Genomic DNA, 14,063 nt, shown 5'->3' with positions numbered 1-14,063 from the left:
GCAGGAGTCCGTTTTCGAGCTCCTGCAGGCCAGGTTGCAGCCGGGCGGCTTAGAGTTTCATGTTCACCGACAGATAGGCCGAGCGACCTGGTGCAGGGGAGAACATCGGTTGTTCGTCGCCAGCGGCCCAGAAGAAGTTGTCGAACCATACGTACTCGTAGTCGCGGTCGGTCAGGTTCTTCATCTGCAGATCGAGGCTGGTGGTAGCCGATAGCTGATAGCGCACGTTGGCATCGAGCACCGCGAAGCCGCCGTACTTGCCTTGCTCGTTCAGCTCGTCGATGTAGTAGTCGCCCTGTGCGCGGGCCGACAGGCCAAAGCGCCAGGCATCGTTGAACTGGTAGTCGACCCCTGCATTGCTGATGTAGCGCGGCGTGGAGAACACTTCCTTGCCCGCCAGCGACTGCCCGCCAGCGGTGAACGCGCTGACCACCTTGGCTTCCTGAATAGCGTGCGAGCCCCACACCGTCCACTGGTCGTTCAGCTGTGCGGTGAGTTGCATGTCAATGCCACGACGCTTGGTTTCACCCAGGCCGACAGTGGTGCCGGTGCTGGGCATGTTGGCGACTTCGTCGGTGGCCTCCTGTTGCCACACGGCGATGCGCGCTTCGGAACCGGCGAACGGCTTGAACTTTACCCCCACTTCCTTGCCGGTGTTGATCGACGGTTTGTACGAGGCCTGGCCGGCGGTCATGTAGGCCGGTGCGGTGGAACCGGTAAGGATCTGGAAGGTGCGCCCCCAGTTGGCGTAGACGTTGATGTCCGGGGTGATGCTGTACACCACGCTGAGCTTGGGCTGTTCGATCCAGCCGTAGTCCTGCAGCTCGGCCTTCTCGCCGTTCATCAGCTCGGTATTACCGGAGAACTTGTCGACGCGGTACGCCGGGATGATCTTCAGTTGCTCGATGGGCTGGATGATCGCCTGGGCATAGGCGCCGGTGTTGTACAGCGTGTAGCTGTCGTCGTTCTGCGTGCGTGCCGGCGGCGCGTCGAAATCGGTGGGAACATCGAAGTTGTAGCGGTAGCGGCGGTATTCGTTGTTCTGCTGCTCGTAGTTGATGCCGCCGTCGAGGGTCAGCATCTCGTGGGCGCGCCAGGTCAGGTTGCTCAACACGCCGGTCTGGCGCTCTTCCCACTGGCGGCGCTGACGCGGGGCATTGCCGACCGGGTAGCTGGTGAAAGTCACGGTGCGGTCATCGTCGTAGCTGTTGTAGTACAGCTTGTTGCTCAGGCTCAGGTCATCGTTGAGCTGAAAGTCTGCATGCGCGCTGAGGTGCTTCATGTCGCGGTCGTCGCCATCGTTGGCGTTTTTTTCCGGCGACTGCGAGCGGCTCGCGGCCAGCTCCTGCACGGTGAGAAAACCCGGCTCCTCGGCCTGGTGGTGATAGAGGCGGGCGACTATGCCGAGCTTCATGGTCTGTTCGTCATCGGTGACGAACCATTTGCCGCCCAGGGAATATTTGTTGGAGTTGCTGTTGTCGCGGAAACCGTCGGAATCCTGCTTGGCCAGAAAGTAGTTCTGCGCGAAGTTGCCTTCCTCGTGGCCCACGGCCAACTGCAATTCGCGGGTATTGAAGCTGCCGTAGGTCAGGCGGCCGTCGGTATAGTTGCCGCCCTGGCGGGTGACGAAATTGATGTTGCCGCCGATGTTGTGCAGGCCGTAGCGCGGGTCATTGGTGCCGCGCACCACCTCGATGTATTCCAGATCCAGCGGGAAGACCATGTCGATGAAGCGCTGGTTGCCGCTGTTGACGTTGCTCGGTACGCCGTCGATCAGGGTCTTGATGCCATTGATGTAGCCCTCGCCGTTGAACGCACGGAAGGTCACCTTGCCGGACTCGGCGCCCATGCGCGTCTCTGTCAGCTGGATGCCGGGCATCTGGCCCACCAGCTCCCAGCTGTTCATCACGTTCTTATCCTCGATCTTGTCGCTGCCCATGATGTCGACCGAGGACAGAATGCTGTCGGTGCGCAGCGTGCCGCTGGCCTCCGGGGTGACGTAGACCGAGCCGAGCGAAACGGTGGAGTTGCCGGATGAGGCAGCGTGAATCTGAGGTGTGACCAGGGCGGTCATGACGGCGAGGGAGGCCGAAGTGGCTTTCATGGGTATTCCTAGCGTTGCGTTTTCTAAGTGAGGGAGGAGTGTGCGTTGGCCTGCTGGAGTGGCTGGCGACGTCCAGACATCAGCGCGGGATGTATCGGTAAATAATTCATCTGAAAGATGTTATATCATAACAATTTCAAGGCGCACGGCTACTCTGAAAACCTGTAACCAGAGCCAGTGCAGGCCCAGGCCAGAGGGATCGGCGGCTGAGTACCCGGCGCAAAGGCTGATGAATAGCGGCTTTAGGTGCACGAAGGATTAGACGCCAGCGCGCTAATGGCGTATCAATATCAAGCGCCTTCCGCGTTTCTATCCAAGCAGAATCACTATGCAGCCCCTGTGTTCGGTCAACGCGCCCACCAGCGCCAATGATGAGCGACTCGATGGCTTCGTGCGCCTGCTTAGCCGGTATTTCGACTCGGCCGCCGCGCTGGTCTCCGGCGTCGGGTCTGCACGGCATATCTGGGCCAGCCCTGGTTTGAGCGACGCTCGTCTGGCGAAGCTCATCGACACTCGCGAAACCTCACCCACTACCCTGGTCTGGCCCTTGCAGATGCAAGAGGGCGTCAGGCTCGGCACGCTGTATCTGCATTTCGACCCGCCCCGCGCGCTTGACGCCAAGCAGCAGGAAGCCCTGCAGGACTTCGCCGCATTGGCCCTCGACCTGCTGGCGCGCGAAGCGCAAGAGGCCCGCCAGCGCCATGAAGTCGCCGCCCTGCATGCCAGCGAGCAGCGCATGGCACTGGCCATCGCCGGTAGCGGTACAGGCATCTGGGACCGCGACATCACCACCGGCGACATCCATTACTCCAGCAGTTGGAAGGCGCTGCTCGGCTATGCCGACCACGAAATCGGCAATCGCATCGAAGAGAGCTATACCCGCGTGCACCCGGCTGACCTCAACTACGTGCGCGCTACCATCCAGGCGCATCTGGATCAGCGCACTGACGCCTATGAAGTCGAGCACCGCCTGCGTTGCCGCGACGGCCAGTACAAATGGGTATGCAGCCGTGGCAAGGTGGTCGAGCGCGACATGCACGGCAAACCGCTGCGCATGATCGGTACCACCACCGACATCACCGCCATGCGCCGCCTGTCCGATCAGGTACAGCAGACTGCGGCCCTGATGACCGACCTGACCAATGAAATCCCCGGCATGGTCTTCCAGTTCCGCCGGCAGGCCGACGGCACCTCTGCCTTCACCTACGTCAGCGCCGGCGCGCAAGCCATCTGCGGGCTCAGTGCGATGCAACTGATGCAGGACGCTCAGGCGCTGACGGCCATCGTCCATCCGGACGACCGCATGGCCTTCATCGACTCCCTGCAACTATCGGCCGAAGAACTGACGGACTGGTATCTGGAGTTTCGCGTGCAGGTACCGGGGCGTGAAATCGCCTGGTGCCAAGGCGAAGCCTGCCCGCGCCGCGAGGAGGACGGCAGCGTAATCTGGCATGGTTTCATGACCGACGTCACCGAACGCAAGCAGATCGAAGCCGAGCTGCAGGCCTTCGCCACTACCGACTTCCTCACCCAGCTCGCCAATCGTCGGCATTTCATGCGCCAGCTTGAAGCCGAACTGGCGCGCCTGCAACGCAGCCCCGAGCAGAGCGCGGCGATCCTGATGTTCGACCTAGACTACTTCAAGACCATCAACGACCGCTGGGGCCACAACGTCGGCGACCAGGCCCTGCGTCACTTCGCGGCGATTCTCTGCACCCAGCTGCGTAAGACCGACACCGCCGGGCGCCTGGGCGGCGAAGAGTTCGCCGTGGTGCTCAGCGAAGCGGATCTGGACCAGGCCATGCACTTCGCCACCCGCATCCAGAACGAACTGGCCAAGACGCCGATCGTGCACGTCGGGGAGCCAATCTTCCTCGCCGTCAGCGTTGGCATCTCCTCGCTCAATGCCAGCGATGCCAGCGTCGAGGCCGCGCTGTCGCGCAGCGACATCGCCCTGTACTGCGCCAAGCGCGGCGGGCGCAATCGCATCGAGCATCATTGACGGGAGGCTGGCTCAGGCCGCCAGCAACGCCTGGCTGATGGCCTCGTTGAACGCAGGAATATCGTCGGGGTTGCGTGAGGTGATCAGCGTCCAGTTCTGCCCTGGGCAAACTTGCACCTCGGCGTCTACCCAGCTCGCACCGGCATTGGCCAGATCTAGCCGCACGCTGGCATACGACGTCAGCACCTTGCCTGGCACCACGCCAGCATCGATCAGTAGCCAGGGGCCATGGCAGATCGCCGCGACCGTCTTGCCGGCATCACGAAACTCCTGCACCAGGCGCTGCGCGTCTTCATCCTGGCGCAGGTTATCGGCGTTCACCGTACCGCCGGGGATCACCAGCAGATCGTAATCCGCCGCGCCCACTCCCTTGATCTGTGTGTCGGACTGCACGCTGACGTCCTTTTTGCTGTCCTGCAGCCAGGTTTCCGCCTCGCCACCCTTGACGCTGGCGTGGGTGACGCTGGCGCCCTGATCCTTCAACGCCTGCATCGGCTTGAGCAGCTCGTCGCGCTCGATGCCCGTGTTGGCGGTGATGAACAGCACCTTCTTGCCTTGCAGATTCGAACTCATGATCGATACCTCCGCTGATGCGCCGCACGGCGCGGTGAGTGGTCGCGTTGGTGAACGCGGCATGTATCAGGATTGAAAGGTGTAAGAGGCAGAAGTTCGACTTGATTGGCGGGCGATGGCTTCCATCAGGCTCGTTTGCGGCGGGTCACAGATTCGCCGAGGGCAACTGCAACCAGATCGAAAACACGCCCAGCACGCTCCAGAAAACGATGAACAGCCAGGGCGAGCGCAGAAAGAACAGCAGCGACTTGTAAGTGCTCTCCCGGCTGGCCTCCTTCTCGCTGAACAGCGGTGAGTCGTCATAGGCATGGCCGAACTCGGGATCGCTGCGCAGCAGCTGCTCCTGCTTGTAGTACCAGTGCTCGATGATCGTCGCGGAGGCCCTGATCCCCGGCCAGGCGTGCAGTGAACTGATGATGCCCAGCAGCGTGAACAGCGCCGGAACCACCAAGGTGAATAGCGCCCCCCAGTTCTCATTCAGGTTGGCCATGGACGATGCATAGGCGATCACCAGAAACGACTGCGCCGTCAGATACGAATTGGTACGCCCGGCCAGCATACTGGCTTCGTACTGAATTTCTCGGCGATAGAAATCGAGCCGCTCCTTCGGTGTGCCGAAAATCATCAACTCCGCCTGCTGCTCGCTCTGCAGATCGTGTAATTCCGAGGTGATGATTCGGGCGCGTTTCATGGGCTGTGCTCGACTGTCAGTTGGGCCTGCTCGGCAGACGAGCAGCCACGTGGGGGCTGACTAGTTAGACTGCAGGCCCTCCAGTCATTCACTGTTTTTATCGGGTCGGCATGCCACGCACGGCGCGTGACAGCCCAGCCGCCACCATGGCGTCGCCACCTCAGAGCTGAACTGCCGCACAGCGATAGCGGGCTCTACCGCGCCGAGCGCAGCGTGCGCAATCGCATCGAGCATTGTTGGCGGGGCAGGCTTGATCACCTGCCAGAGACACGCGTCACAGCCAGCGCCCGCCGCGTAAAAACGTCGGGCAGTTGCGCTGGACGCATGGCGCCATGCTGACTAACGTGGTTGCACCATTCGAACCACCACAGGAAATCCTCATATGGACGTGCAATGCAATTCCCTTGAAGAGGTGCGCGAGCGCATCGACCAGATTGACCGCGCCATGGTCGACCTCATCGCCCAGCGCGGCGGTTTCGTCGCTCAGGCGGCGCGCTTCAAGAAAGACAGTGCAGACGTTCGCGCCCCTGCGCGCGTCGAGCAGGTCATCGCCAAGGTGCGCACACTGGCCGATGAGCGTGGCGCCTCGGCAGCGGTTGTGGAGCAGGTTTACCGTGCGATGATCGCTGCATTCATCGAGGAAGAACTGCGTACCCATGCCGCCTTGAGCGCAGATGCCTGAACGCGGACGCTGAGCCTAACGCTGGCTCAGCGTCGCCACCGATACGCCGGAGGCTACGAAGGTCATCCCGGCGCCCAGGTTCAACCCCTTCACCACCCGTGGCCGAGCCTCCAGATAGCGCGACAGCGAGGTGGCGAACACACCCATCAGCGCGAAGCCCACAGCCGTCAGCACCGCGAACCACAGGCCGTAAACCAGCATCTGCATGCTCACCGAGCCACGCTGCGGATCGACGAACTGCGGGATGAACGCCAACACGAAAAAGCCCGGCTTGGGGTTGAGCGCGGCGGACAGAAAACCGGTGAGAAAGATGCTCGGCAGCGACTGCCGGGTGACGGAGCGAAAGCTGATCAGGTTGCGCGTGCGCAGCACCTTGATGCCCAGCCAGAGCAGATAACCAGCGCCGATGCACTTGATCAGCCAGAACGCCAGCTCCGAGGTCTGCATCAGCAACGTCAGCCCCAGCGACGCCGCCAACACGTGAAACAGAATCCCGGTGCCCGACGCCATACCTGAAACGATGGCGGCCAAGCGGCCCTGGCCGAGCCCGCGCGCCACCGCCAGCAGATTGTCCGGGCCGGGAGCCAGCACCAGCAGAATGCAGGCGCCCGTATAAGCCAGCCAGGTATCGATAGGGAACATGCACACCTCCATGCCGAAATGAACGAGGGCTCCGCCCCCAGGGACGGCCGACACTAACGCAGCGTAATTGGCCGGGGCAAACCATCGCGGCCGGGAATGCGACACAACTGCCGAATGGCAAATACAGAAGGGAATTGTTCGAGCAACTACGAACGAGCGACTGCGTGTCATGGGCGGGAAGGGGAGTGACAGCTCGTTGAGCGTGGGCGTTTTGATCAGACCACCGATGCTCCGAACCGGGCCATGAAACGCCGCCTCTCAGGATTGGCCCTCAAGCTCGCCAAACAGCCAATCCTGAAAACTACGTATCTTCGGCAGCTCCGCCCGTGAGCGCAGGATGTTGAAGGTGTAGCCCTGTACCTTGGGCCCTGCCAGGCCAAGCGGTGCGACTAGCTGCCCACTGGCCAGTTCGCGTTGCGCGAGCAGCAGGCTTTCAAGGCATATCCCCAAGCCATCCACGGCTGCACTGATGGCCATGAACGAGCGATCGAAGCGAGGCCCGCGCGAGATATCCAGCGACACTTTGCGATGTTGCCGCATCCAGTCGCGCCAACTAATCAGGCACACCTCGCTATGAATCAAGGTGTGATGGCGCAAATCCTCCGGGGCGCGGATCGCCTGTGGACCATGTGCAAGCGATGGCGCACAGAGCGGCACGATGGTCTCTGCGGGGAAGGGCAGCACCATGGTTCCGGCAGGCTGCAGCCGTTTCATGCCGTAGCGGATGTCGATGTCCACGCCTTGTGTCAGCAGGTCGGTCGGTGCCGGGTAGGACGCGTTAAGCCGCACGTCGATATCGGGCTCCAGCGCGCTGAAGCGGGCTAGACGGGGCATCAGCCATTGGGTCGCGAAACTGGGTGTCGAGTGCACGGTGAGGATGTCGCTTTTGGCGGTGCGCCCCAGTTCGCGAGTCGCCATGTCGATTCTGGCAAATGCCGCCGAGACTTCTTCGGCATACACCCGTCCGGCATCGGTGAGCACCACCGCGCGATGCACGCGATGGAATAGGCGAACACCAAATTGCTCCTCCAGCAGCTTTATCTGATGACTGACCGCCGAGGGGGTGACGAAGAGCTCCTCCGCTGCCAGGGCAAAGGAAGACAGGCGCGCAGCGGCCTCGAAGGCCTGAATTGACTTGAAGGAAACTCGGTTGTGCATGGTGTTTTCACATTAGCTCAATTCATCTATCTGCCTTAACTATTCGTTTGAGCTCAAAAAATCAAGGGAATAGGCTTTCTCTCACTCGCCAAGCGCCTCATCGAGTTGTTTGGCAGGCCTGGAGATTCGAACTCCAAGCGAGATGAATGAGGCACCGACAGCATCATGCGCCGGGCCATATCAAGGAGAACTGCGTGCAGAACAATAATTCTTCCGTCCACGCCAGGGTTGCCGAAGGCGCCTACCGCATCCGCCGCTTTGCGCTGCAGATGGGGGAGGTGCAAGGGCAGGGCTACGTCGGCCAGGCACTGGGTTACGCCGATGTGCTGGCGACGGCCTACTGCCATGCGCTGAACCTGCGTCCCGAGGACCCAACCTGGGAAGGCCGCGACCGCTTCCTGCTGTCCCACGGTCACTACGCCATCGCTTTCTATGCGGCACTGATCGAAGCGAAGATCATCCCCGAAGAAGAGCTCGAGACTTACGGTAGCGATGACAGCCGCCTGCCAATGTCGGGCATGGCGACCTACACGCCAGGCATGGAAATGTCGGGCGGCTCGCTCGGTCAAGGCCTGCCTATTGCTGTTGGCATGGCGCTCGGCCTGCGCCTGAAGGGCAACCCAGCATTCGTCTACAACTCGATGTCCGATGGCGAACTGGACGAAGGTTCGACTTGGGAAGCAGCCATGAGCGCAGCTCACCATGGCTTGGGCAACCTGATCTGCCTGGTCGACATCAACAACCAGCAGGCCGATGGTCCTTCGAGCAAGGTCATGGGCTTCGAGCCGCTCGCTGACAAGTGGGCTGCGTTCGGCTGGCATGTTCAACGTGTCGACGGCAACGACCTCGCAGCAGTCATAAAGGCCTTCGATACCGCGCGCCATCTCACCGAGGCCAAGCCGCGCGTGATTCTCTGCGACACCCTGATGGGCAAGGGCGTGCCGTTTCTGGAAACACGTGAGAAGAACCACTTCATCCGTGTCGACCAGGCCGAGTGGCAGCAAGCCCTCAACGTTCTTGATCAAGCCCAGGGAGCTGCCCAATGAGCACTACCGCCAAGAAACCACGCCTGACCACCTCGGCGATGATCGCGTCGATTGCTTCCGAAGGGCAGCGCGTTCAGGCAGCACCATTCGGCAAGGCCCTGGTCGAGCTGGCTGCCAATCGCCCTGAGATCGTGGGTTTGACCGCTGATCTGGCCAAATACACTGACCTGCATTTGTTTGGTCAGGCCTACCCGGACCGCTTCTTCCAGATGGGCATGGCCGAGCAACTGCTGATGGCCGCGGCCGGCGGCATGGCCAAAGAAGGTTTCGTCCCGTTCGCCACCACTTACGCGGTGTTCGGTACTCGCCGCGCTTATGACTTTGTGCATCAGGTGATCGCTGAGGAAAATCTCAACGTCAAGCTGTGCTGCGCCTTGCCCGGCCTTACCACCGGCTACGGCCCGAGCCACCAGGCCACCGAGGACATCGCGCTGATGCGTGGCATCCCTGGCATGACCATCGTCGACCCTTGCGACGCCCTTGATACCGAGCAAGCCGTGGCGCAGATCGCCGATCACAACGGCCCGGTATACATGCGCCTGCTGCGCGGCAACGTACCGCTAGTGCTCGATGAATACGGCTACAGCTTCGAACTGGGCAAGGCCAAAATGCTGCGTGACGGCCGTGATGTGCTGGTGATCTCGTCCGGCATCCTGACCATGCGCGCGCTGGAAGTGGCCAAAGCCTTGGAAGCGGACAAGGTCGACGTCGGCGTGCTGCACGTGCCGACCATCAAACCGCTCGACGTAGCGACCATTCTGCGTGAAGCAGGCCGCGCCGGACGCCTGGTTGTGGTGGCGGAAAACCACAGTACGGTCGGTGGACTCGGTGAAGCCGTCGCAACGGCGTTGCTGACTGCCGGCGTGACCCCGCAGTTTCGCCAGATTGCGCTGCCCGATGCCTTCCTCGATGCCGGTGCGCTGCCGACCCTGCACGACCGCTACGGGATTTCCACCGAAGCGATGTCGGCCACCATCAAAGGCTGGCTGGGCTGAACACAGCGCCACGCCAAACCATTTTCCAAGCGCCGGTTGCCGGCGCCACTGTAGGGATATTTTGTATGAACAACGCTCTTCTTCTCGATGGCAAGGTCGCCATGATCTCCGGTGCGGCCTCAGCTCGTGGCATCGGCCTGGCCACCGCTCGCCTGTTTGCCAGCCACGGCGCCAAGGTGGCGATTCTCGACCTGGATGAAGGCGCTGCCGTCGAAGCTGCCGCTGCCATTGGTCCGCAGCATCGTGGCTATGCCTGCAACGTGGCGGACAAGGACGCTTGCCTCAAGGCCACTGAGCGAGCAATCGCTGATTTCGGTCGTATCGATGTGCTGATCAACAATGCCGGCATCACTCAGCCGGTGAAGACCCTGGAAATCGACCCGGCGAGCTGGGACCGTATCCTCGACGTCAACCTGCGTGGCGTGCTGTATCTATCTCAGGCCGTCATTCCGCACATGCAGGCGCAAGGCAGTGGCTCGATCGCCTGCATGTCCTCGGTATCGGCACAGCGCGGTGGCGGTATCCTCGGCGGCCCGCACTACTCGGCAGCCAAGGCTGGTGTACTGGGCCTGGCCAAGGCCATGGCGCGCGAGTTTGGCCCGAGCAATATCCGCGTCAACTGCGTGACCCCCGGCCTGATCCAGACCGACATCAGCTCCGGCAAGCTCAGTGACCAGCAGAAGGCCGAGATTGCCGCCAGCATCCCGCTCAATCGTCTCGGTAATGCCGAGGAGGTGGCGGGTGCTTATCTGTTCCTCGCCTCGAACCTATCGGCATACATCACCGGAGCGGTGATCGACGTCAATGGTGGCATGCTCATCCACGGTTGAGCAGCACCGGGTTGGCCGCGTGCGGGCACTGCTAAAGAGCTCGTACGCACAACCTGCAACAAGCAACACATGCAGACAATATCAATAAGAAACGCAAGGTAAAGCTCATGAAAAAGACACTGATTGCTGTCGCCGCAACCTTTGCATTGGCTACTGCCTCCACCAGCTGGGCACAGCAGGTGCTGCGCCTCTCCCACAACGCCGCGCCAGGCAACCCGAAGGCGGTGGCATCTCTGAAGTTCGCCGAGTTGGTTGAGCAGAAGACCGAGGGTAGGGTCAAGGTCGAGGTGGGGGGTAGCGCGCAGTTCGGCGATGATGTCGAATCGCTCACTAACATGCGTTTGGGCACTCTGGCATTCAGCACCAACTCTCAGGGCAGCACGGCAGGCGTGGTGCCAGAGTTCAACGTGGTTGGCCTGCCGTTCCTGTTCCGTGACCTTGAACATGCCTACAAAGTGGTCGATGGGCCGGTCGGCGCCAAGCTCGACGAGGCCGCTAATAAGAAGGGACTGGTAGTACTGGCGCTGTGGGATAACGGCATCCGCCACACCAGCAACAACAAGCATCCGATCATGAAGCCCGAAGACCTGCAGGGCATCAAGGTACGCACGCCGCCGGATGCCATGACCCTCGATATCTTCAAGGCGCTGGGCGCCAACCCCGGCCCGCTGGCCTTCTCCGAGCTGTACATCGCCCTGCAGCAGGGCGTGTTCGATGGCCAGGAGAACCCGCTGATGAACATCTATTCCTCGAAGCTCTATGAGGTGCAGAAGTACATCTCGCTGACTGGGCATAAATACGAGACCACGCCGCTGCTGGCCAGCAAGATGATCTGGGCCTCGCTATCCAAGGCCGACCAGGCAGCGATCAAGGAGGCCGCTGCAGAGGCCGGCAAACTCAATCGCGAGATGTCGCTGGCGGCTGATATAGAGTTGCGTACCAAGCTGACCGAGGCTGGCGTAGAGATCAACGAGATCGACCAGGCCGCATTCGCTGCCAAGACCAAGTCGGTCTACGACAAGTGGTCGAAGCAATACCCCGAGTTGGTGGAACTGATCGTTTCGGAAGCGGGTAAGCAATGATGAATGCCCATACCTCTGGCAACGACGCGTTGCAGCTCGGCGCTCTGGCGCGGATGGCGAGGTGGGCGGACAGCGCAATCGTGGCCGCCAGCGTGGCGGTCGTGATTATGGCGCTGGTGGCTATGTTCGTATCTCTGATGGCCGAGGTGGTGGTGCGCTACCTGACCAACCAGGGCATGGGCTGGCCCACCGAGGTGCCCAACCTCTTGTTCCCCTGGTTGGTGATGGGCGGCATCGTGCTTGCCGCTCAACGTGGTCAGCATATTGCCGTCACCGCCATCCAGGGTTGGATCGGACGGGGTGGCAATCGGGCGTTGCTGATCGGCCATCAGGTGTTGATCTGTGCCACTTTTTTCTACTTGGCCTGGGTTGGCCTCGACGTGATCGAGATTACCGGTGGCGAGATCTATCCGGTCACAGGTATCTCGGCCAAGTGGGCGTATCTGGCCATGATCGCTGGCTTTATCGGCCTGGCTCTCACCGCACTCACCACGTTGGTTCACCTGCTGTACGCCGGTGATCCCCTTGCTGTGCGCGCACATCAAATCGAGGACGACGTATGACGTTCATGATGCTTCTGGTATTCGCCGTGCTGCTGGCGCTGGCATTGCCGGTCGGTTACGCGTTGCTGATCAGCTCGGGTATTGCGGCCGTCACCGTCGGCGGCATACCCAGCGTGGCGGCGATCGTGAAGATCTTTCAGCCCACGCAGAGCTTCCCGTTGCTGGCCATCCCGTTCTTCATGCTATCCGGCAGCCTGATGATGGGCGGTACGCTGGGCAAGCGCCTGATCGACTTCGCCACCATGCTGGTCGGACGCTTCCATGGTGGGCTTGGCCAGGTCACGGTGGTCGGCTCGACGGTCTTCGGCGGGGTGTCCGGTTCGGCCGTGGCGGAGGCCTCGGCGCTAGGTTCGATGCTGATTCCCTGGCAGAAGCGCGAGGGCTATCCGGGCGCCTTTGCCGCTGCCGCAACCGCGTCGTCGGCGACCATCGCCGGGCTGATTCCGCCGTCGATTCCGCTGATTCTCTACGCCGCCGTATCCAACCAGTCGATTGCCGCGCTGTTTCTCGCCGGCCTGGTGCCGGGGCTGTTGCTGTGCGTCGGCTTCATGCTGACCTGCTACCTGTCAGGCCGTCTGCGTGGCTTCAAGCGGCTAGCCAGTGAAGTCACCTTGAAGGGCGTTCTGCGCGTGACCGTTGCGGCAGCGCCGGCACTGGCTATGCCTGCCTTCATTGTGATCCTGCTGCGTGCCGGCATCGCCACGCCGACCGAGGTCAGCGTGCTGGCGGTGTTCTACGGTTTGATGGTGAGCATGCTGGTCTATCGCGACCTGACCCTGCGCCGACTCTACGACGCCCTGGTACACACCGCGATCACCACCGGTGTGGTGATGCTGGTGATCGCCGCATCGAACCTGGTGGGCTATGTGCTGACCGTCGAGTCGATACCGACCGCCGTGGCCGAGTGGACAGCACGAACCCTAAGTTCGCCGTGGATGGTCATCCTCATGCTCAACCTGATCATGGTTGTGGTGGGCATGTTCCTCGACCTGCCGGCGGCGATCCTGCTGTTGGGGCCGACCTTCGTCGCCATCGGCAACGCCATCGGTCTCGACCTGACCCAGCTTGGCATCATGATGGTGGTCAACCTGAGCATCGGCCTGTTCACCCCACCGGTGGGAACCACGTTGTTCATCGCCTCGGCGATTTCGCGCGAGAAGGTTGGAGCAGTGGTACGCGAACTTTGGCCGTTCTACCTGGTGGCGATCATCGTGCTTGGCCTGGTCTCCTTCGTGCCTGCCTTCACCCTCTATTGATCGATGCGCCCCCCGGCTGTGCTGGGGGCGTTATGCAAGGAATACCCATGACTACGATTGCATTTGCCGGGCTTGGCTCGATGGGCCTACCCATGGCCAAGAACCTGCTCGCCGCCGGCCACGTTGTGCGCGGTATCGATCTCAACCCCGCGGCGCTTGCCACGCTTGCCGAGGCTGGCGGGCAGCCCGCCGACGCCGCCTCTGCCGCTAGCGGTGCCGATGTGCTGATCCTGATGGTGGTCAATGCCGCCCAGGCCGAGCAGGTGCTGTTCGACAACGGCGCACTGGAGGCACTGGCCGACAAGGGCATCGTCTGCCTGATGGCGACCTGTCCACCCGCTGCCGTCGAGCGCATCGCCGAGCGGGTGAGGGCAGCGGGACGCCGCTTCGTCGATGCCCCGGTCTCCGGCGGTACCGCAGGCGCCATCGCCGGCTCGCT

The 14,063-nt window shown here is 61.8% G+C and carries 14 protein-coding genes; 9 read left to right on the top strand and 5 right to left on the bottom strand.

Annotated features, from left to right (window positions below):
* Positions 1-49: 49 nt before the first annotated feature.
* Positions 50-2,104 (bottom strand): TonB-dependent receptor, encoded by a 2,055-nt coding sequence (locus tag CDO35_RS20165; RefSeq protein WP_099526398.1) that lies wholly within the window; start codon positions 2,102-2,104, stop codon positions 50-52.
* 328 nt (positions 2,105-2,432) lie between these two features.
* On the opposite strand from CDO35_RS20165, the gene CDO35_RS20160 reads away from it, so the two are divergent.
* Positions 2,433-4,106 carry a sensor domain-containing diguanylate cyclase gene (locus tag CDO35_RS20160; protein WP_099526397.1) on the top strand — a complete coding sequence of 558 codons (1,674 nt, stop codon included), beginning with the start codon at positions 2,433-2,435 and terminating at the stop codon, positions 4,104-4,106.
* A gap of 12 nt (positions 4,107-4,118) precedes the next feature.
* Here CDO35_RS20160 and CDO35_RS20155 read toward each other — a convergent pair whose 3' ends face one another.
* Together CDO35_RS20155 and CDO35_RS20150 are read right to left on the bottom strand one after the other, a co-directional pair.
* Entirely contained in the window at positions 4,119-4,679 is a 561-nt protein-coding gene (locus CDO35_RS20155; RefSeq protein ID WP_099526396.1) for a type 1 glutamine amidotransferase domain-containing protein, read from the bottom strand.
* Positions 4,680-4,824: 145 nt separating this feature from the next.
* On the bottom strand, positions 4,825-5,370 hold the full coding sequence (locus CDO35_RS20150; protein ID WP_099526395.1) for a hypothetical protein: 546 nt from the start codon (positions 5,368-5,370) through the stop codon (positions 4,825-4,827).
* A 382-nt stretch (positions 5,371-5,752) separates the two neighbouring features.
* On the opposite strand from CDO35_RS20150, the gene CDO35_RS20145 reads away from it, so the two are divergent.
* Complete coding sequence (locus CDO35_RS20145; RefSeq protein ID WP_099526394.1) at positions 5,753-6,052, top strand: chorismate mutase; 300 nt, start codon at positions 5,753-5,755, stop codon at positions 6,050-6,052.
* 15 nt (positions 6,053-6,067) lie between these two features.
* On the opposite strand, the gene CDO35_RS20140 is transcribed toward CDO35_RS20145, so the two are convergent.
* Both CDO35_RS20140 and gcvA read right to left on the bottom strand, forming a co-directional pair.
* The gene (locus CDO35_RS20140) at positions 6,068-6,694 is read right to left on the bottom strand and encodes a LysE family translocator (RefSeq protein WP_099526393.1); all 627 of its coding nucleotides are present in this window, start codon (positions 6,692-6,694) and stop codon (positions 6,068-6,070) included.
* A gap of 258 nt (positions 6,695-6,952) precedes the next feature.
* Positions 6,953-7,852, bottom strand: coding sequence for a transcriptional regulator GcvA (gcvA, locus tag CDO35_RS20135; protein WP_099526392.1), 900 nt, complete (start codon positions 7,850-7,852; stop codon positions 6,953-6,955).
* Between the two features lie 194 nt (positions 7,853-8,046).
* Here gcvA and CDO35_RS20130 point away from each other — a divergent pair, with 194 nt between their 5' ends.
* The 7 genes from CDO35_RS20130 to CDO35_RS20100 all read left to right on the top strand — a co-directional run.
* On the top strand, positions 8,047-8,898 hold the full coding sequence (locus CDO35_RS20130) for a transketolase (RefSeq protein ID WP_099526391.1): 852 nt from the start codon (positions 8,047-8,049) through the stop codon (positions 8,896-8,898).
* Positions 8,895-9,893 carry a transketolase family protein gene (locus CDO35_RS20125; RefSeq protein ID WP_099526390.1) on the top strand — a complete coding sequence of 333 codons (999 nt, stop codon included), beginning with the start codon at positions 8,895-8,897 and terminating at the stop codon, positions 9,891-9,893. The genes CDO35_RS20130 and CDO35_RS20125 overlap by 4 nt, the downstream gene beginning before the upstream one ends.
* Before the next feature lie 65 nt (positions 9,894-9,958).
* Positions 9,959-10,723, top strand: a complete 765-nt coding sequence (locus tag CDO35_RS20120; RefSeq protein WP_099526389.1) for an SDR family NAD(P)-dependent oxidoreductase — start codon at positions 9,959-9,961, stop codon at positions 10,721-10,723.
* A gap of 107 nt (positions 10,724-10,830) precedes the next feature.
* Complete coding sequence (locus CDO35_RS20115; protein WP_099526388.1) at positions 10,831-11,805, top strand: TRAP transporter substrate-binding protein; 975 nt, start codon at positions 10,831-10,833, stop codon at positions 11,803-11,805.
* Positions 11,805-12,368 (top strand): TRAP transporter small permease, encoded by a 564-nt coding sequence (locus tag CDO35_RS20110; RefSeq protein ID WP_243699113.1) that lies wholly within the window; start codon positions 11,805-11,807, stop codon positions 12,366-12,368. Before CDO35_RS20115 ends, CDO35_RS20110 begins: the two co-directional genes overlap by 1 nt.
* The gene (locus CDO35_RS20105) at positions 12,365-13,624 is read left to right on the top strand and encodes a TRAP transporter large permease (protein WP_099526387.1); all 1,260 of its coding nucleotides are present in this window, start codon (positions 12,365-12,367) and stop codon (positions 13,622-13,624) included. Before CDO35_RS20110 ends, CDO35_RS20105 begins: the two co-directional genes overlap by 4 nt.
* Positions 13,625-13,671: 47 nt before the next feature.
* Positions 13,672-14,063: NAD(P)-binding domain-containing protein (locus CDO35_RS20100; protein WP_158233729.1), on the top strand; the 392-nt coding region annotated here is incomplete at its 3' end.

It is taken from the genome of Pseudomonas sediminis, from assembly GCF_002741105.1.
GTDB classification, from domain to species: domain Bacteria; phylum Pseudomonadota; class Gammaproteobacteria; order Pseudomonadales; family Pseudomonadaceae; genus Aquipseudomonas; species Aquipseudomonas sediminis.
This window is presented reverse-complemented; position numbering and strand designations above follow the sequence as displayed.